General features: G+C 67.8%; 16 protein-coding genes. 9 read left to right on the plus strand and 7 right to left on the minus strand.

Annotation, left to right across the window (positions count from 1 at the left end; all coding sequences use genetic code 11):
- Positions 1 to 109: 109 nt before the first annotated feature.
- The 5 genes from M5D76_RS00690 to M5D76_RS00710 all read left to right on the plus strand — a co-directional run bounded on the left by M5D76_RS00690 (position 110) and on the right by M5D76_RS00710 (position 7,688).
- The gene (locus M5D76_RS00690) at positions 110 to 775 is read left to right on the plus strand and encodes a response regulator transcription factor (protein ID WP_248921492.1); all 666 of its coding nucleotides are present in this window, start codon (positions 110 to 112) and stop codon (positions 773 to 775) included.
- Positions 772 to 1,818, plus strand: coding sequence for a sensor histidine kinase (locus M5D76_RS00695; protein WP_248921493.1), 1,047 nt, complete (start codon positions 772 to 774; stop codon positions 1,816 to 1,818). Before M5D76_RS00690 ends, M5D76_RS00695 begins: the two co-directional genes overlap by 4 nt.
- A gap of 103 nt (positions 1,819 to 1,921) precedes the next feature.
- Positions 1,922 to 2,725: an ABC transporter ATP-binding protein gene (locus M5D76_RS00700; protein WP_248921494.1), complete on the plus strand. Its 804-nt coding sequence runs from the start codon at positions 1,922 to 1,924 to the stop codon at positions 2,723 to 2,725.
- Positions 2,715 to 4,844, plus strand: coding sequence for an FtsX-like permease family protein (locus M5D76_RS00705; RefSeq protein WP_248921495.1), 2,130 nt, complete (start codon positions 2,715 to 2,717; stop codon positions 4,842 to 4,844). Before M5D76_RS00700 ends, M5D76_RS00705 begins: the two co-directional genes overlap by 11 nt.
- A gap of 414 nt (positions 4,845 to 5,258) precedes the next feature.
- Positions 5,259 to 7,688: a BspA family leucine-rich repeat surface protein gene (locus M5D76_RS00710; protein WP_248921496.1), complete on the plus strand. Its 2,430-nt coding sequence runs from the start codon at positions 5,259 to 5,261 to the stop codon at positions 7,686 to 7,688.
- A gap of 82 nt (positions 7,689 to 7,770) precedes the next feature.
- Here M5D76_RS00710 and M5D76_RS00715 read toward each other — a convergent pair whose 3' ends face one another.
- Together M5D76_RS00715 and M5D76_RS00720 are read right to left on the minus strand one after the other, a co-directional pair.
- Positions 7,771 to 9,621 carry an HD-GYP domain-containing protein gene (locus M5D76_RS00715; RefSeq protein ID WP_248921497.1) on the minus strand — a complete coding sequence of 617 codons (1,851 nt, stop codon included), beginning with the start codon at positions 9,619 to 9,621 and terminating at the stop codon, positions 7,771 to 7,773.
- 191 nt (positions 9,622 to 9,812) lie between these two features.
- On the minus strand, positions 9,813 to 10,283 hold the full coding sequence (locus M5D76_RS00720) for a MerR family transcriptional regulator (protein WP_248921498.1): 471 nt from the start codon (positions 10,281 to 10,283) through the stop codon (positions 9,813 to 9,815).
- A 99-nt stretch (positions 10,284 to 10,382) separates the two neighbouring features.
- Between M5D76_RS00720 and M5D76_RS00725 the strand changes: the two genes are divergently transcribed.
- A complete protein-coding gene (locus M5D76_RS00725) occupies positions 10,383 to 11,363 on the plus strand; it encodes an alpha/beta hydrolase (RefSeq protein ID WP_248921499.1) in 981 nt (326 codons plus the stop codon).
- Positions 11,364 to 11,415: 52 nt separating this feature from the next.
- Entirely contained in the window at positions 11,416 to 12,189 is a 774-nt protein-coding gene (locus M5D76_RS00730) for a carboxymuconolactone decarboxylase family protein (protein ID WP_248921500.1), read from the plus strand.
- Between the two features lie 523 nt (positions 12,190 to 12,712).
- Here M5D76_RS00730 and M5D76_RS09080 read toward each other — a convergent pair.
- Complete coding sequence (locus M5D76_RS09080; protein WP_346348390.1) at positions 12,713 to 13,015, minus strand: helix-turn-helix domain-containing protein; 303 nt, start codon at positions 13,013 to 13,015, stop codon at positions 12,713 to 12,715.
- A gap of 183 nt (positions 13,016 to 13,198) precedes the next feature.
- On the opposite strand from M5D76_RS09080, the gene M5D76_RS00735 reads away from it, so the two are divergent.
- Positions 13,199 to 14,347 (plus strand): aldo/keto reductase, encoded by a 1,149-nt coding sequence (locus M5D76_RS00735; RefSeq protein ID WP_248921501.1) that lies wholly within the window; start codon positions 13,199 to 13,201, stop codon positions 14,345 to 14,347.
- Between the two features lie 123 nt (positions 14,348 to 14,470).
- Here M5D76_RS00735 and M5D76_RS00740 read toward each other — a convergent pair whose 3' ends face one another.
- Genes M5D76_RS00740 through M5D76_RS00750 form a run of 3 tightly spaced genes read right to left on the minus strand, consistent with a single transcriptional unit; the run spans position 14,471 to position 17,651 of the window.
- Complete coding sequence (locus tag M5D76_RS00740; protein WP_248921502.1) at positions 14,471 to 16,024, minus strand: AMP-binding protein; 1,554 nt, start codon at positions 16,022 to 16,024, stop codon at positions 14,471 to 14,473.
- A gap of 59 nt (positions 16,025 to 16,083) precedes the next feature.
- Positions 16,084 to 16,302, minus strand: coding sequence for an acyl carrier protein (locus tag M5D76_RS00745; protein ID WP_248921503.1), 219 nt, complete (start codon positions 16,300 to 16,302; stop codon positions 16,084 to 16,086).
- Positions 16,287 to 17,651, minus strand: coding sequence for a condensation domain-containing protein (locus M5D76_RS00750; protein ID WP_248921504.1), 1,365 nt, complete (start codon positions 17,649 to 17,651; stop codon positions 16,287 to 16,289). The genes M5D76_RS00745 and M5D76_RS00750 overlap by 16 nt, the downstream gene beginning before the upstream one ends.
- Before the next feature lie 367 nt (positions 17,652 to 18,018).
- Between M5D76_RS00750 and M5D76_RS00755 the strand changes: the two genes are divergently transcribed.
- A complete protein-coding gene (locus tag M5D76_RS00755) occupies positions 18,019 to 18,213 on the plus strand; it encodes a Nif11-like leader peptide family natural product precursor (protein WP_248921505.1) in 195 nt (64 codons plus the stop codon).
- A 177-nt stretch (positions 18,214 to 18,390) separates the two neighbouring features.
- Here the strand turns inward: M5D76_RS00755 and M5D76_RS00760 are convergent, their stop codons facing one another.
- Entirely contained in the window at positions 18,391 to 19,128 is a 738-nt protein-coding gene (locus M5D76_RS00760) for a MerR family transcriptional regulator (RefSeq protein ID WP_248921506.1), read from the minus strand.
- Between the last annotated feature and the right edge of the window lie 3 nt (positions 19,129 to 19,131).

Below are 19,131 nucleotides of genomic sequence, written 5' to 3' on the forward strand. Positions count from 1 at the left end.
AGGACGGGGCGCCCGCGCGGCCGCACGCCATCACGCGACCACGCGGGCGACACACCCATATACTGTTGCGAGGCAACGCGCACAAGGCGCACCCGAGAGAGGAGGACCCGTGAGCAAGGTGTTCATCATCGAGGACGACAGGGCGCTCCTGAGGGAGCTCTCGAGCCTGCTCGAGCTCGACGGGTACGAGAGCGCCAGCTGCTCCGACTTCGAGCACGCGGACGTGGAGGCTCTCGCCGCCGAGGCCGACCTCGTGGTCCTCGACCTGCGCCTGCCACAGGCGAGCGGCCTTGCGATCTGCCGTGCCATCCGCCGGGAGAGCGAGGTCCCCATCCTCGTGCTCACCTCCTCGGACGACGAGTTCGACGAGGTCATGAGCATGCGACTCGGCGCCGACGACTACGTGGCGAAGCCCTACCGCCCCGCGGTGCTGCTCGCGCACGTCGCCCGCCTCGTCGAGCGAGCCGGCCAGGGCAGCTCCCCCACCATCGAGTACGCGGGCATCAGCCTCGACGCGGGCCGCTCGACCGCCTCCTTCGGAGAGCGCACCGTCGAACTCACCCGCAACGAGACCTGCATCCTCGCGGAGCTCGTCCGCGCCCGCGGGAAGATCGTCTCGCGACAGGACCTCATGGTCGCGCTCTGGCAGACCGACGAGTTCCTCGACGACAACACCCTCACGGTCAACGTGAACCGCCTGCGCCGGACGCTCGAGTCGCTCGGCGCACCCAAGGGCGCCCTCAAGACCCACCGCGGCCAGGGATACTCGCTGTGAGCGCCCTCGACTACCTTGCGACACGGCGCGCGCCCGTGACGCTTGGCACAATCGGGTGCGCATTCGCCTGCACCATAGCCTCGGTCTGCGGCTGCGCCCCAGACGCGGTCTGGCTCATGGCGGCAACCCTCGCGCTCGCCGGCGCCCTTGCGCTCACGACGGACTACCTGCGCTCGAGGCGCTTCCTCCACGAGCTCGACGACCTCGCCCAGACGCTCGAGCAGCCCTGGCAGCTCCACTCCCTCATGGGCGAGCCCGCCGGCGCCGACCAGGAGATCGTGCTCGACGCCCTGCGTGCCATGGGGCGCGCCTCGGCACGCGAGGTGGCCCTGGCCAAGCAGCGCGCCGACGATCACCGCTCGTTCGTGGAGGGCTGGGTGCACGACGTGAAGGCGCCCCTCGCCTCGTGCGAGCTCGTCGCCAAGCGCGTCGCGGAGCCCGAGCGCAGCCAGCTCGAGCGGGAGCTCGACCGCATCGACCGCAAGGTCGCCAGCGCCCTCTGGTACGCGCGCGCCGACTGCGCCGGACGCGACTACGCCATCCGCGAGGTGGCGCTCGCGTCCATCCCCCGCGCGGCCTGCCGCGACAACGCCCGCTTCCTCATCGAGCACGGCTGCGTGCCCCAGATCGACGTCGCAGGCGGCCTCACGGTCCTCACCGACCGCAAGCAGGCCGTCTTCATCGTCTCGCAGCTGGTCGAGAACGCCGCGAAGTACGGCGCGAGCCACCTGCGCATCTTCGCGGACGCGCGAGGGGACGAGGCCGCCGGCAGCGTGTCGCTCGTCGTCGAGGACGATGGCCTGGGGATCCCCGCCGCCGAGGTCGGCCGCGTCTTCGAGCGCGGATTCACCGGCACGCGCGGCCGCGAGCACGCGGCGTCCACGGGCATGGGGCTCTTCCTGGCCGCGCGCCTCTGCGACCAGCTCGGCCTCGAGCTCGAGATCGAGAGCGACGAGGGTGACGGCTGCCGCGCGACCCTCACCTTCCCCCTCGACCGCCGCCGCCTCGACGCCGAACGTGACAGGGTTGTAAGGCACACGTAAGCCCAATCGATGGCAGGCGCGCAGACGCCCTCCTAGCATGGTCACCGTCTCGAAGACACCCCAGAACACACGCCCCACGGGGCAGAAGGACAAGGAGACAACCATGACCAGAACGAAGGCCAGCGCCTCTGTCGCGACCGCGTCGAACGCTCTTCTCGAACTCACGCACGTCGGCAAGGTGTACGGGTCCAAGGGTGCGCTCACCTGCGCGCTCGACGACGTCTCGCTCGCCGTTCGCACCGGCGAGTTCGTCGCCATCATGGGGCCCTCGGGCTCCGGCAAGTCGACGCTGCTCAACTGCGTCGCCACGATCGACACGCCCACGTCGGGCACCATCGAGCTCGACGGCCGCGACGTCACGCGCCTGCGCCGCGCCGACCTCGCCCAGTTCCGCCGAGAAGAGCTTGGCTTCGTGTTCCAGGACTCGAACCTCCTGGACACCCTGACCGGCTTCGAGAACATCGCGCTCGCGCTCACCCTGCGCGGCGTGGCCCCGCACGAGGTCGACGAGCGCGTGCGCGCCTGCGCAAGCCGCCTCGAGGTCGAGGGCGTGCTCGACAAGTTCCCCGGCCAGATGTCCGGCGGCCAGCGCCAGCGCGTCGCCGCGTGCCGCGCCATCGTCGGCTCGCCGAAGCTGATCCTCGCAGACGAGCCCACGGGCGCGCTCGACTCCAAGAACACGGCCGTCCTCCTCGACGTGCTCGACCAGATGAACCGCGACATGGGCGCGACCATCCTCATGGTCACCCACGACGCCTACGCCGCGGCGCACTCCACGCGCACGGTCTTCGTGCGCGACGGGCGCCTCTTCAACGAGCTCCGCCGCGGCGAGTCGACCGTGAACGACTACTACCAGCGCATCATGGAGGTCATGGCGTTCCTGGGAGGCGATCTCGATGCTCGCTAGGCTCGCCCTGCGCAACGTCCGGCGCGCCGGGCGCGACTACGCCATCTACTTCATCACGGTGGCGCTCGGCATCGCCATGTTCTACGCGTTCAACGCCGTCCGTGGCCAGGCCGCCCTGCTCGACGCGCTCTCGGCGGACGCCGCGCGCATGGTCGAGCTCCTCGACATGTTCGTGAAGCTCTTCTCGGTCGTCGTCGCCTGCGTCCTGGGGTTCCTCGTGGTCTACGCGAACCGCTTCCTCATCAGGAGGAGGCGCCGCGAGTTCGGGACCTACCTGCTCCTGGGCATGAGCGCGGGCCGCGTCAGCCGCGTCCTGCTCATCGAGACCGCCCTCGTGGGGCTTGCGTCGCTGGCGGCGGGACTCGTCCTCGGCATCGCCATCTCGCAGGGGCTCTCGTTCGCGACGGCCGCCCTCATGGGCACCACCATGACGCGCTACCGCTTCGTGGTCTCGACCGACGCCATCGCCTTCACGACCGTCTGCCTGCTCGCGATCTTCGCCGTCTCGAGCCTCGTCGACGTCATCTACATCCGCCGCTGCAGGCTCGTCGACCTCTGCTCGCCCCACCAGGCGAGCGAGCGCGCCGGCATCCGGCACGTCGGCGTGCGCGCGGCCGCCTTCGTCGCGTCGCTCGCCCTTCTCGCCTGCGCCTACTGGCAGCTCAAGGTCAACGGCCTGCAGGAGGCTGACCCCCACTTCTGGGCGGCCACCGCGCTCATGCTCGTCGGCACCTTCCTCTTCTTCTGGTCGGCCGCGGGCTTTGCCGTCCTCGTGCTGAGCCGCTCGCGCTCGGCCTACCTCAGGGGCATCCGCGCCTTCACGGTGCGCCAGCTCTCGAGCAAGATCAACACGGCCTTCGCCAGCATGGGCGTGGTCTGCGTGATGCTGTTCTTCGCGCTCACCACGGCGTCGGTCGGCATGGGCCTGCTCGAGCTCTTCTCGGGCAACATCCGCGAGGCCACCCGCTACGATGCGACGCTGACCGCAAGCTGCTCCTTTGCCGAGGGCGACCCCGCACAGGGCGAGCTCGAGGCCGCGCGAGGCGACATCGCCGCCTACCTGTCGGGCCGGGCCGCGGGCTTCGGCGACCTCGTTCGCGCCTCCGCGCAGGTGGACTACCTCGCCTGCGACCTCACCTACCAGACCCTCACCGACCAGGTGAGGGACGCCTCGCGCCTGATGGACGCCTCCGTGCTCGATCGCGTCAAGCGCTCGCAGGTGTGGTTCGTCTCCCAGTCCCAGTACAACGCCTCGGTCGCCCTCATCGGCGAGAAGAGCCTCGACCTCGCCCCCGACGAGTTCGCCGTCGACAACACGTTCGCGAGCACCAACGCCCTCGCCGACGCCCTGGCCGACCCCGCCGTCCGGATCAGCGTCGCGGGACACGACCTCCACGCCGCCCGGGGCGCCCGCCACGTCTCGCTCGACACCTCGGCCATACCCGACACGCCCCTCGTCGTCGTCATCGGAGACGACGTCGCGGCGGGGATCCGCCTGAGGGGGGACGCCGTCGCCTCGAGCCACCTCAACCTGGCCTACGCCTCGGACCGCGAGGCCGGCGACAGGCGCCTCGCCCAGCTCCTCTCCCAGGCCCTGCCGCTCGCGGACGGCGCCACGCCCGCAAGCGACGCGATCGAGGACCAGTTCGAGCCCGCGCCCTGGCCCGTCACGTCAGCAGCCACGGCCAACCAGATGCGCGACCAGGCAACCGGCCTCAGGATGGTCATCGTCTACGTCGCGCTCTACATCGGCTTCATCATGCTCGTCGCGACGGCCGCGGTCCTCGCGATCCAGCAGCTCTCCGAGACGTCCGACAGCCTCGAGCGCTACCGCCGCCTGTTCGACCTCGGCTGCGAGCCGCGCACCATCGCCCGCTCGCTGCGCACGCAGACCGTCATCTACTTCTGCGCGCCGCTCGTGCTCGCGGCCTGCCACACCGCCTGCGCCGTGCTCGTCCTCTCGGGCTCGCTCTTCGAGCCCCTCGGCACCAACCCCAGCGGCCTCATCGCGATCGCGGCAGGCTCCATCGCAGGCGTCTACGCCCTCTACCTCGTCGCGACCTACCAGCTCTCGAGGGGAATCGTGCTCGCCTCGCTCAGGCCCCGCCGCAGCGAGTAGCCGAGAAGAGCGTGCCCTCGCCGGCACGACCCCCAGGCGCCAGGCTCGAACAGCGCGGGACCCCGCGAACTCGCCTGGCGCCTGGGGCGCCGCGCCCACCGGAGCCCGGCCTTGCCAGCACCTCCCGCGCGGCCGCAGCAGCCGCACCCCCCCTCCCCTCGCGCGGCCCGCCCGACGGACGTCGGCGGGTCGCGCCGCTGTTTACAGGCCTGTTTCCATCGCCTGAACTCTTGGGATTGCCGCCGTGAGCCCCCAGCGTCCCGCAGGGAAGCATAAGTGTGCAGGTCACGGGCGCAGAACCGACGGGCGACACGATCACGCCGTCCGCCACCTGCGGTGCGCTGCGAACGATATGGGGCGTCTGCGCTGCTAGACTATCGTGCCAACGTGAATTGATACCGAAGGGGGACATTTATGACTCTCCGGCACACGGGGCCAGCGCGGCGACCCAGGACACGCCGCGCCCTCGCGATCACCCTTGCGGTCGCGGCGGCGCTCTTCTCGGCAGCGGCACGGCCGGCATGGGCGGACGACGCCGGGACGCAGGATGCGGGGACGGGCGCCTTCTACGCCGTCTACAGCGAGGTCACCGGAATGGTCCACGGGCAGTCGAGCCCCGGGACGGACGACGCGTCGCACATCACGTTCATGCAGGACCACCAGCTGTTCTTCGTCTACTCGCCGGGAGGCGTTCCTCGCTTTGAGGGGACCGACTCGTCCACCTGGGAGGACGCCCCGCAGAGCTGGAAGGTCCCGAGCTCCATCGCCTCGGCCGACGAGGTGCCGTGGAAGGAGGTCCTGGCGCCTGGCGGGGTCAGGTCCGTCAAGTTCGGGGTGTCCGTCCCTGGCGAGAGAATGGCACCGCTCAGCATGAGGGACTGGTTCGCGGGCGCGACCGACCTCACGGCGCTCTACGACGCGAACCGCCTTGACACGTCGCACGTCACCGACTTCTCCGAAACCTTCGCGGGCGTGGCGACGGGCACGATCCACGTGGAGAAGGGAGGAGAGCCGCAGGACGTACCTGCCAGGCTCGCGCTCGACCTGAGTGTCTGGGACACGTCCGCCGCCACCTCCATGGACCGCATGTTCGCCGGCGCGACCGGCCTGACGTCGGTCACGATGGGCGGAAGCTTCAGCTCCGCGAGCCTGACCTCGGCGAGCGAGATGTTCGCCGGATGCACGTCGCTTTCGGGCACCCTCGCGCTCCCGAGCGCCTTCACCCTCGACAAGGCCACGGCGCTGGACGGGCTCTTCTCGGGCTGCACGGGCCTGACGGGCGTCAGCTTCCCCGCGGGGTTCACCGCCGGAAGCGCGACGACCATCGGGGGGCTCTTCTCGGGGTGCTCGAGCCTCGAGCGCGTCGACCTGGCGAGCCTCGCGCCCGCATCGTGCACGAACGCGGATGATGTGTTCGCGGGCGTCGAGGGCCTTCGCGAGCTCAGGCTCGGGGCGAACTCGTCGCTCTCAGGCGCGGGCGAGACGCGCGTCGCGCTGCCGGAGGCGCCCGCGCGCTGGCGCTTTGCCAGCCGCATCGCGCCCGAGGGCGAGGCCGAGGGAACGACCCTGACCTACCCCGTCGGCAGCGTCCTGGGGGCGAGCGAACTGGTGGCGCTCTGGGACAGCGACGCCACGGCCGGCACCTGGGTCGCCCACGAGGCGACCGACGACGACATCGTCGTCGACCTCGACGTGTACGACGGCACGGGCGAGACCCTCGCGCTCACCGAGTGGGCCGGCACCAGCATGCACCAGCACGCGATCGACCTGAGCGACGGTCGCGGCTTCACGCACGCGCGCGGCGTCCACCAGACGGGCTGGACCGAGGACGGCGCCCCGACCGTCATCGAACCGGGCATGGCGCACGTCGAGCCGACCTACGCCCTGGGCGCGCACGTCGCGCCCCAGGAGAGCATGACGCTCTTCGCGACCTACGACGCGAACGACTTCACGGTCGCCGAGCCGCCGCCGGTCACCTTCGACGGGACCGACCACACCCCCACGCTCGCGCTCACCGCATGGGACGGCACCGCAGTCGCCGCCAGCGAGGTCGACGTCGCCTGGACCGACGCCGCTGGCAAGCCCGCGGGTGAGCTTGTGGCGCCCGGCACCTACACCGCGACCGTGACGCCGCACGCGGACGGCGACTTCGCCTACGCCCTGCCCAAGACCGTGCACCTCACCGTCCAGAAGATGGGCAACGAGTGGCTCGAGGGCCCCTCGATCGACAGCTGGAGCGAGGGCGAGAGGAGCGCGGCGCCCGTTGCCCGCGCCGCCCACGGGGCCACGCTCTTCTCGTATCGCAAGGCCGGCTCCGCCGACGCATGGTCTGCCGAGCAGCCGACGCGCGAGGGCTCCTACGTCATGCGCGCGACCGTCGAGGCGAGCGACACCTACGAGGGCCTCTCGGCCGAGGTGCCGTTCACGATCGCGCCCATGAACACGGTGCCGATGTATCGCCTGTACAACCCCTACTCCGGGGAGCACTTCTACACCGAGAGCGCCTACGAGCGTGACGCGCTCGCGGCCCTCGGCTGGATGTCCGAGGGCGTGGGGTGGTCGGCGCCCGTCACGGGCGAGCCGGTCTACCGCCTGTACAACCCCTGCGCCGGAGACCACCACTACACCGTAAGCGCTTTCGAGCGCGACTGCCTCGTGGCGGCCGGCTGGCAGAGCGAGGGCGTGGGCTGGCACAGCGCCGACGCCACCGGCACCCCCGTCCTTCGCGAGTACAACCCCTACGCCGCGACGGGCGCGCACAACTTCACCACCTCGGCGGCCGAGCACGGCGCGCTCGTCGGCCTTGGCTGGCATGACGAGGGCGTTGCCTGGTACGCGGCCTAGCACCTTCGAATCGAGTGGACTTGTCGGCCCCTTGCCACCTCCGCTGCAAGGGGCCGACCTTGGTCAAGGGGGACTGGCGACGCTAGCGTCCGGCGTTGTCGATCTCCGTGGTACAACCACCCCCGTCGTCGTCGCGAGCACGGAACTCGCCCTTCTCGACCAGGCGAAGGAAGGCGTCCACGACGTCGGGGGTGAGCTGGGTGCCGGATGCGCCGCGAATGATCGAGACGACGACCTCGAAGTTCATGCGACTGCGGTAGGGACGGTTGGAGTACATGGCGTCGAAGGCGTCGGCGACGGCGATGATCTGCGCGACGCGCGGGATCTCGGACCCCTTGAGGTGGCTGGGATAGCCCCTGCCGTCGGGGCGCTCGTGGTGAGACTGGGCGCCGGTGGCGAGCTCGGGCATGACGCTGATGTCCTTGAGGGCGTCGTAGCCCTTGGTCGTGTGCGACTTGATTTGCTCGAACTCCTCGTCGGTGAGCGCGCCGGGCTTGTTGAGCACCTCGCGCGGGATGGCGATCTTGCCGACGTCGTGCAGGAGCGCGATACGGTAGTACTTCTCGACCGTGTCGTCGTCGCAGCCGAGCTCGCGCGCGAGCATGGCGGTGTACTGGGCGACGCGGAAGGAGTGGCCGTTGGTGTAGCGGTCCTTCATGTCGATCAGGCGCGCGAAGGCGGTAGTGAGCTCGCTGACGAACACGGAGTCCTCCTGCTGCTTGAGCTTGATCGAGCGGTTCTGCTCGCGCACGAGGAAGAGGGAGATCAGGACCGCGAAGATCATCACGCCGATGCGAGAGCAGCTGGTCGAGCCAAAGCTCTGCGACGAGTGGTAGAGCAGCACGTCCACCACGCCGCCCACCGCGACCGCCGAAAGGCCGATGAGCAGGCAGCGGATGAGCTCCTCGCTGATCGCCTTCTCGCGGATCGCACGGACCAGCATGTAGGCGCAGACGACGAACGACAGCAGGATGATCACGTGGCTCACGCTGACGAGGTAAAAGTAGTCCGATATCCCGCGATGCGTCATGAAGACCTGGAAGCCGAAGTTGGCGAGGCAGACCACGAGGGAGGCCGTGGCGAGCCGAGAGTACCCCCTGCCCGTCGCGCTCGCAAAGAACGCAATCGCCGGGTAGGGCAAAAGCATCAGGCACACGTAGGAGATGACGCGCACGAAGGCGGGATGCCTCGTCAGGACCTGCAGGAGCAGCGTGTCGTTGAGCCCGACGATGCCAATGAGGATGAACAGCATTCCGAGCGAGAGGAAGTCGAGCTCGAAGCTGTTTGCGACCGGGCGCCAGAAGATGGCGACCGAGAGGAACACCAGGCCCACGATCACGATGAGCGTCGAGTAGCCGAAGGCGGGCAAGTTGCTTCTGAACAGAGTCGTCATGTACTGGCCGCCGTCCTCGATCGAGACGTCGTCGAGGGCCGCGGGCGTAGTGGGGAAGACGGGATCGACGCGCAGGCTCAGCGTGTGCGTCCCCTCGGGTATCGCGATGGTGTGCACGTACATGCCGTACGACGCACCGAGCCGCCTGACGAGTTCGGGACGGTAGCTGTAGATGAGCCGATCGTCGGCGTAGACGTCGAAGACGGTGTCGACGCTCTTGAAGCAGAGCGACCGGTCGGTCGAGACGAGCCTGGTGATGTCCTTCGCCAGGTCATGCGAGCCGGTCGGCAGGGCCGCAAGGTCGACGGTCGAGCCATCCGTCGCGGTCCAGCCAGAGCCGACAGGCTCGACCAGCCCCGCGTAGCGCGCCTCCGAGCCACGGTCGAGCCACATGGAGGCGACGGCGAACAGGAGGAGAAAGAAGAGGAAGAGCGCCTGCTCGCGCACCGAACGACGCGACCGACGGCGCCCTCGCCCGCCGGTTCGCCTGAGGCGCTGCCGTGCCTCGGATTGAGCCGTGGCCCTTGCCTTGTCGTCCATAGGACACCCGTCCGGCCGCGCGCGGCGACCCCCGGGCGAGGTGCCGACGACACCCCGCTCAACTGGCATTCAAGGCAGAGTCTATATGAGCGCGCACGTGGGGCCGCGGCCGCATGGGGCACCAATCGGCGGTCGTGGGCGAATCGGGCGCGGCAGGCGCGGCGGATGGCCGTCGCCGCGTTATGGCCCCGCTATGCCGGCGTCGGCTCGGCCTCGCGCGACTCGAGCCCATGGGCATAGTCATAGAGCCCCTGCACCTTTGCCGGCAGCCGGTCGGGCATCAGCGAGGCGATGCGCTCCTCTCCCCCGTCGGCGATCGCCGTGTCGTAGTACCAGCACTTGAACTCGAGCATCGCAAGCGTCCGGCGCAGGCGCGCCATCTCCTCGAGCACGGCCTCGCGCCGACGCTCGAAGAGCTCACGGCGCACGCCGTAGGTCGCCGGCCCCTCGGAGCACCACTGCATGAACTGCTTGATGTCGCGAATCTCGAGGCCCGACGCCTTCAGGCACTCGATCACGTGCAGCGCCTCCACCTCCGCCTCGCCAAAGCGGCGGATGCCGTTCTTGCGCTCCATCGAGGGGAACAGCCCCTCCTTGTCGTAGTAGCGCAGCGTCGAGACGGGGATGTCGAACATCTCGGATACCTGGCCGATGGTGTACATGATGATGCTCCTGTGAATCTCTTGACCTAAAGTTAGGTTTAGGTTCTATCGTCCGACGCATACCGTACCACAGACGACACGAATGCAGAGGAGAAGAGCATGAACCCTACCAAGAACCTCAACCTCACGAGCGAGTGGGACAAGGTGTTCCCGCGCGACGAGCGCGTCGACCACTGCAAGGTGACCTTCGCCAACCGCTACGGCATCACGCTGGCAGCCGACCTCTACAAGCCCCGTGGCGCGGCGGAGCCCCTGCCCGCCCTTGCCGTGAGCGGCCCGTTCGGCGCCGTGAAGGAGCAGTCCAGCGGCCTCTACGCGCAGGAGATGGCCGCGCGCGGGTTTCTGACCGTTGCCTTCGACCCGTCGTTCACCGGCGAGAGCGCGGGCGAGCCGCGCCGCGTGGCCTCCCCCGACATCAACACCGAGGACTTCTGCGCCGCCGTGGACTACCTCTCCTGCCGCGACGACGTCGCCGCCGAGCGCATCGGCATCATCGGCATCTGCGGCTGGGGCGGCATGGCGATCAACGCCGCGGCGCTCGACCCGCGCATCAAGGCGACCGCCGCGATGACCATGTACGACATGAGCCGCATCGCGCGCGAGGGCTACTTCGGCGCCGACGACACCCGCGAGGCCCGCGACCGCCAGCGCGCGGCCTGGGCCGCCCAGCGCACGGCCGACTTCGCAAGCGGCGAGCCCGTGCGCGCCGGCGGCGTCGTCGACCCCCTGCCCGACGACGCGCCCCAGTTCGTCCGCGACTACCACGACTACTACAAGACCGAGCGCGGCTACCACGAGCGCTCGGGCAACTCGACCGACGGCTGGAACGCGACGGGCACGATGTCCTTCCTGAACCAGCCGCTCCTGGCGATGGCGCCCGAGATCGCCAGCCCCGTCCTTCTCGTCCACGGCGAAAAGGCCCACTCGCGCTACTTTAGCGAAGGAGCCTTCGAGCAGCTCACGGGCGACAACAAGGAGCTCATGATCATACCGGGCGCCAACCACGTCGACCTCTACGACAACTTCGACGCCATCCCCTTCGACAGGCTCCAGGACTTCTTCGAGAAGGGACTGCGCTAGCCGAGAAGAGCCCACGCCACCGCTTACGCCCACATCGAAAAGGAAGCACCGCATGGCAGACAGGATCACCCAGACCGCGGGCCGCGACCAGCTTGGCGCCTTCGCCCCCGACTTCGCCCACTTCAACGACGACGTCCTCTTCGGCGAGAACTGGAACGCCGCCGGCATCGACACCAAAGAGCGTTGCATCGTCACCGTCGTCGCGCTCATGGCGCAGGGCATGACCGACTCGTCGCTCGCCTACCACCTGCAGAACGCGAAGGCCCACGGCGTCACCCGCGAGGAGATCGCCGCCATCGTCACGCACGCCGCCTTCTACGCCGGCTGGCCCAAGGCCTGGGCAACCTTCAACCTCGCCAAGGAGGTATGGGCCGACGACGACACGGCCGACGCCGACGGCGCCGACGCCGCGATGCGCGCCCACGCCGCCCAGATGGTCTTCCCCATCGGCGAGCCCAACGACGCCTTCGCGCAGTACTTCGTGGGCCAGAGCTACCTCGCGCCCGTCTCGACCGAGCAGGTCGGCGTCTACAACGTGACCTTCGAGCCGGGCTGCCGCAACAACTGGCACGTCCACAACGCGACCTCCGGCGGCGGCCAGATCCTGGTCTGCGTTGCCGGACGCGGCTACTACCAGGAGGAGGGCAAGCCGGCCGTCGAGCTCACGCCCGGCTCGGTCGTCAACATCCCCACCGGCGTCAAGCACTGGCACGGCGCCGCGCCCGACTCGTGGTTCTCCCACCTCGCCATCGAGGTCCCGGGCGAGAACACCGTGAACGTCTGGCTCGAACCGGTCGCCGACGCCGACTACGCCGCGCTGTCCTAGGCGAGGCGGTCGTCTCCGCTATCAAGGGCGAGCTCGGCGAGCTCTATCCCGGCCACGACATCTACGTGCAGGTGGACTCCGACATCGACCTGTAGTGCCTGCCCTCGCTCGTTCTATGGGAATGCTTCTATTTGCCGGTCTAAAGCCAAGAACAAATGCATGGAGGCGTTAGTCGCATGATACGGGACTTCGGGGGTCGCGCGAACGGTGCAAAAGCATGCCTCCGTGGAAAGATTCGAAGGGTGGCCATGCAATTCGGGCGCCCCGTGGCAAGGTTATAGCGACTGCATACCGCCCGCGCCGACAGGCGTTGCATAAAGAACCACGAACTCCCATATACAAGAGAGAAACTATGCACATACGCCTGGCAACCGCCTGGCATATGCGTGCACCAGATTGCCACGGAGCATTGTTTTTGCGCACCGGACGCCCCTCACGGACGCCCTCGGAGGGACACGCGCAATCAGGATGCATAGACATCGGCATCGCAGCACGTAACCGCGAAGAATATGCAATACCGCAATCATCGCGGAGCGCACGAGGGGCGGGGCTGCCTCCCGCCCGCATGCACGACCGCCTCGAGCGGGCGCAGCCTCCCGGGCGCGGGCTCCCCGTGGCGGGCCCTCGGCGCCGTGGCGAAGCGGTGCCGCGCCACCTGGCCCGCCACCGTCGACGGCGCCCTGCCCGGCTCGCGCGCGATCTCGCGGCACGAGGTGCCCCGGTCGAGCATCCTCTCGATGGAGTTGCGCTCGTGCCTCGCCAGCCTCGAGTACGGCCTCTCCGGCCCTCGGCAACAGATTGGGGGTTGCGGCGCCTGGCCCAGCACTCAGCCGGACATGTTTCGATGGGTGCGGGATGTGTTTCTCGATGAACTTGAAACTCTACGCGCGCCGACGCAGGGGCGCACGTCGTCCATTTGCCACTCGCAGCCGCAGGCGTCCTGCTAGCATCAAGCCTGACAGGTATCCCCTGCGGCCGCGCGCGTCACGGCTGCCGAAAGGAGGAGCGCGTGGCGCTCAAGGGCCCCCTCGGGTTCGGGATGATGCGCCTGCCCGTGAGGGGCGGCGACCCCACCGACTTCGACTACGAGCAGATCTGCCAGATGGTCGACGAGTTCATGGCGGCCGGCTTCACGTACTTCGACACGAGCCACATCTACCACGAGGGCAGAAGCGAGGAGGCCACCCGCAAGGCCGTCGTCGAGCGCCACGCGCGCGACAGCTTCACCGTGGCCACCAAGTACCCGACCTTCCACATGTCGGGCGAGGCCGAGATCGAACCCGTCTTCGCAAGCCAGCTCGAGAACCTCGGTGTCGACTACGTCGACTACTACCTCCTGCACAACGTGCACACCATCAACTACGACGGGATCGACGGGCGCGGCGGCACGGTCAGGCGCTACCGGCTCTTCGACCACGCGCGGCGCTGGCTCGAGCAGGGCAAGGTGCGCCACCTCGGCATCTCGTTCCACAGCTCGGCCGCGCTGCTCGACCGCATCCTCACCGAGCACCCCGAGATCGAGTTCGTCCAGATCGCCCTCAACTACATCGACGCCGACAGCGAGCTCATCCAGGGACGCGCCGTCTACGACACCGTCCGCCGCCACGGCCGGCGCGTCGTCATCATGCAGCCCGTCAAGGGCGGCGGCCTCTCGCAGGTCCCGCCCCAGGTCGCGGCCATGCTCCGCGCGCGCGACCCCCAGGCCACGCCCGCCGAGTGGGCGCTGCGCTACGCCGGCAGCTTCGACGGCGTCATGGCAACGCTCTCGGGCATGTCGACCATCGAGCAGGTCCGCGAGAACGTCCGCTCCACCCAGACGCTCGAGCCCCTCGAAGCAGACGACTTCGCCTTCCTGCACGACGTCGCCCGCGCCTACCGCGACGCCGGCGAGATCGGCGCCGACCTCTCGCGCTTCGCGGGGCTCACCTACCACGGCGCGCCGGTCACGACGATCCTCGAGGCCTACAACATCTGCCGCCTCATGCCCGACCCCACGTTCTGCGCCGACCACAACTACCTCAAGAACACCGTCGCCGAGAACGCCCACCTCGACCTCTTCGGCGACCTGCCCGCCGAGCGCGTGATCCTCGCGGATGGCACCGACGAGACCGATCTCGTCGCACGCGCCGAGCGTTGGCTCGCCGAGAATAGCTTCTAGCCTTACCCCGTGACCTCCCACCACTCGTACCAATACCGCCACATCTATACCGCCATTGGCGGTAATGTTTCGTCGGACAGACATGGCCCATCGCGAAGCCAGCAGGCGTGCGCCGCAGGCGCGCTACCTCTTGATCTTCTGCGTCGTCGTCTTCGGGAACTCGGTGTCGCGGTAACGCACCTCGGCGATGCGCTTGTACGGCGGAAGCCTGCGGTTGAGATCCTCGACGTCGGCGTCGACGGTGCGCCCCTCCTTGGAGTAGACCTCCGCCACGATGCGGTCGCCCTCGCCCGTCACGACGACCTCGCTCACGCCGTCGATGCGCGCGAGGCGCCCCTCGAGCTCCTCGGGCGAGACGTTCTTCCCGTTGGAGAGGATGATGAGGTTCTTCTTCCGCCCGGTCATGAAAACGTAGCCGTCGTCGCTCACGTATCCCAGGTCCCCGGTGTGGAACCACCCGTCCGCAAGGGCCTCGCGGGTCGCGGCGGCGTCGTCATAGTAGCCAAGCATGACGGCGTCGCCCCGCACGCAGATCTCCCCGCCGAGCGTGGCGACCTCGAGGCACGAGACCGGCCTGCCGACCGAGTGCGCCACGCTCTTCTCGGCCCTGTTCACCGACACGATCGGCGAGCACTCGGTGATCCCGTAGCCGTTGTAGATGTTGATGCCGATGTCGCCAAAGAAGTCGACATAGTCCTGGTCGAGGTACGCGCCGCCGCAGATGACGTCGGTCAGCCGGCCACCAAGCCCCTCGTGGATCTGCCCGAAGAGCCGCCGGCGCACGTCGATGCCGAGCCTCCTCAGGACCCTGCTGAGGCGCAGGGCCCGCCTCAGCCTGCCCTCGCGCCCGTCGGCCTTGGCCTGTTGCCATATGCGCTTGTGGAGCGTCTCCAGGTAGAGGGGGACGACGCAGAGGCTGGCGGGCCGGTGTCGCACGAGGTCCGCGGCAAAGTGGCGCAGACCCCGCGAGATGTAGATGGCGTGGCCGCAGACGTACGCGCCGATGACGCCGACGGCGAGGCTGAAGGTGTGGTGCAGCGGCAGCGTCAGGACCGAGTCGCCCTCCAGCCACAGGTCGAAGATGGAGTAGTAGCTGTCGTGGCTGATGTTCCTCTCGGAGAGCATGACGCCCTTGGGGCTGCCGGTCGTGCCCGACGTGAAGAAGATCGCGCACACGTCGTCGGGATCCCGCCGATGCGCGAACTCGACCTCGCCGCGGCCGGCAAGCATCTCGGCGACGTCCGCCATCGACAGCGTCTCGAGCGCGCGACCCTCGCCAAGCGCCTCGGCCACGTCGGCGTAGGTACGCGAGTGGACGAGAAGAGCGCAGCCACAGCGCTCGACGAGCTCGTCCAGGTCCGTGACGGGCAGGTCCTTGTCAAGCGGGACGACGACGTTATCCGAGATGATCGTCGCGAAGAAGCCGACGATCCACTCGTAGCTGTTCTCGCCGATAAGAGCGATCTTCTCGTGCTGGTACCTGTCATGCAGATGCGAGGCGAGCGCCAGGACGTCGCCCAAGAACTGGCTGCAGCTCTTCTCGGTACGATCGTCGCCGACGCCATAGACGAAGGCGATGCCCTCGGGGTCACCCTTGACCCGCACCTCGAGCATCGACCTCAGATCGACCGAGTCGATCTGCCGGTAGAGCCTCTGCCATTGCTCGGTCGTCAGCACGCCCAGACCTCACGCATCCTTACGCAGCAGCAATGCGCCCGGGGCGCATCGCCGCTCGGTCAGCCGACCTTCTTCTCCAGATACTCGACGACGTCCTTCACGGTGACGAGGCCCACCACGTCGCGATCCTCGACCGAGATGGAGAACTTCTCCTCGAACTCGCTCACGATGACCGCGAGGTCGAACGACGTCAGGCCCAGGTCGCCCATAAGCGACGAGTCCTCGCGCACCTCGCTCTCCGTGTACTTCTCGAGTATGCCCTTCACGCTCTCAAACATGACTCTCCCCTCGACGGAGGTCGCGCAGGCAGGCCGTCGTTCGCGATGCCCCGCTCCACGACGGACTCGACGTCGCGCAAGAGGCCCATGGCCTCGCCATCGCTCACCTTGCAGTTATGGTCAAGGTACATCGTGAGCGCGCCCTCGCTCGAGTGCTCCACGATGGACAGCTCGACGAAGTCCGCGAACGCCCCCGGGAAGTACTCCCGGATCTCGGCCCTGGGGTCGGCATCGAGGACCTCCCTGCGATAGCTCACGAACAGGTCGAAGTAGTTCCCGTACACCTCGGTCGGGTTGGCGTAGCCCCTGGCGTGCCTGATCGCGGAGAACGCCCGCTCCCTCGTGTCGAGCACGAGCCGCCCGAAGCTGACGTCCGCCGGCACCTCCATGAGCATCGGCAGCGTGCTCACGAAGAGCCCGACCGTGTTCTTCTCCGCCACGCCCGTCCGGTTGATCGAGAGCGACCCCAGGTGGAAGCGGTCGCCGCCAAGCCTCTCGCCCACGCAGACCCCGATGGCGGCCAGGAAGACGTTCATCCCCGACACGCGCCGCTCCTCGCAATACGCGTGGACCCTCTCGGACAGCCCCGCATCGAGGTCGAGGCTGTTCCTCTTTCCCTCGAACGAGAAGAGCTTGCCGGGGAAGCAGATGCTCGGCTCTGGGTGCCTGAGCCATTCGCCCCTGAAGAACTCCCTGTCGGCCCGCGCGCGCTCGCTCTGCTTGTACGCCTTGTCGCCCTCGAGGAAGTCCTGGTACCCGTATGCCCTGAACGACTCGCCCCTCAGCGCATGCAGGAACTGGTTGCCCACGAGGACCATCGACCAGCCGTCGGAGATGATGTGGCTCATCTTGATAACGGCACCTGATGCCTCGGGAAGCTGCACGAGCGTGAGCTCGAAGCACGTTTGCTTCCTGCCCTCGAGTCCAAGCTCCCTCCTGCGACTGGCAACCTTCCTCTGCTGCCGCCAGACGTTGAACGCCAGCCTGGGCCCGGGCCTTCCGACGCCCTCGAACGACTGGCCCGCACCCTCGCGCACGACGCGGTAGTCGAGGGGCACCGTGGCGTAGAGCGCGGCCCACGCCTCCATGTCCTCGGCACTCTCGAAGCGCATGACCTCGAAGACCCGCTCCTCATATGGCTCGAAGTCCTGGTAGGTCTTGCCGTCCTTCTCGATGAAGTACGAGCGCAGCACGTCGTTCGCCTCAAGCACCTTATTCGCCGCCGCCTGGAGCCTCTCGTCGTCCACCCTCTCGGGGATGAGGACGCTCCCGCACAGCGTGATCTCCTGCGCAAGCCCAGCCTTCTGCAGGGCATGCATGAACAGCTGGCTGTCGCTTAGCTCAAACATGTCGGTCCTCACGGCTTGGCTTCGGACGGGCGTGAATTGCTTGATGCGGGCACCGTCTCCCTAATGTAACCCACGATAAGGGACGTACGAGGTCCGAGCGGCCACGTCTCGCCTGACTGGCTGAGCCTCGCTGAGCAGCGGCGACTGACGTCGACGCCCTCGTGTCCTGCCAATCTGGACTCCTGAGGTCGCAGCGAGCCAAGACGCAGAAAGAAAGGGAAAGCTCACCTCGCCTGGTCGTAGTCGAGCGCACCCACGACCACCAACGGCCTGGGACGTACGAAACCCGGCAGGATGACCAGGGAACGACCACGCGCCACGAAATGGCGAAGCGAGAGTCCGAGTGCTCGCCACAATAGGAGACAACATGGACATCGAGAAACTGGATCCGGCGGTAAAGGCGAAGCTCAAGGGCTGCGAGACACCCGAGGAAATACGCACCCTCGCCCAGGAGGAGGGTTACGAGCTCTCCGACTCTGAGCTCGAGGGCATTTCAGGCGGATGGGGCAATAGCAATGGGCGTCCCTACGATCCGTGCGACAGTCACAATTGGGGCGTGTAACGCATGTTATCGGGGTAGTTTTAGAAAAATGAGAGAATATGCCCCTTAAACAGACTCTATTTGTGCCGATCGTTATTCCCACTCTACGACGACATCCGCAGGGCCTTGGAGGACAAGTAACGCGGAAGGCCGCTTGTCAGCTTTGACGAGCGGCCTCCCTTCATGCCATGCGGTTCGTCACGCTCCTGCGCAGTACGCCTCAATCGCGGCGGCGGCGAACTCGGCGGCACCGGGACCTGCGGCCTCATTGATGTTGCGCGTGAAGTCGCCACCGCTGCCGTATGCGCGGCCCAGGCCCGCCAGAATCTCGTTCGTGCAGTTGTAGGCGTTCTCGGTGATGAACGCCTGGATGGCGGCGACCTGCGCCCAGGCCTCCTCGCAGGCGGGATCGGCACCCTCGGCCGCCAGCTTCCCGAACGGCACGAACAACCTCATCAGACGCTCTCCCATGACCGCCTCGTCCTCCTTTGTCTTGCCGGCCCATTTCTGCTCGTACTCTGCCCACTGCGGCGTCTTGCCCCACGCCTCCCGCGCGGCTGCCATGTACTCATCCAACTTGCTCGTGTCGAACGGCTTGAAGCTCAATGCCCTCGCCCCCATTGTCTTCATGGTCTTCGCCATGTCTATCAGGTTGTCTATGTGCTCGCGGCGCAGCTCGAGCAGCTCGATCTGCTGCTCGAGCGCGCGGCCCTGGTCGTAGTCCAGGCTGTCCAAGATGGCCCGGATGTCCGCCAGCGGGAACTCCAGCTCGCGGAACAGCATGATCTGCTGCAGGCGTGCAAGGTCCTCGTCGCTGTAGAGCCTGTATCCCGCCTCGCTTCGGGCGCTTGGTTGCAGCAGCCCGATCTGGTCGTAATGGTGCAGTGTGCGAACGCTCACGTGCGCCAGCTCGCTCACCTCGTGCACGGTTTTCATCGT

The sequence above is a fragment of the Olsenella intestinalis genome, from assembly GCF_023276655.1.
Taxonomy (GTDB): domain Bacteria; phylum Actinomycetota; class Coriobacteriia; order Coriobacteriales; family Atopobiaceae; genus Olsenella_J; species Olsenella_J intestinalis.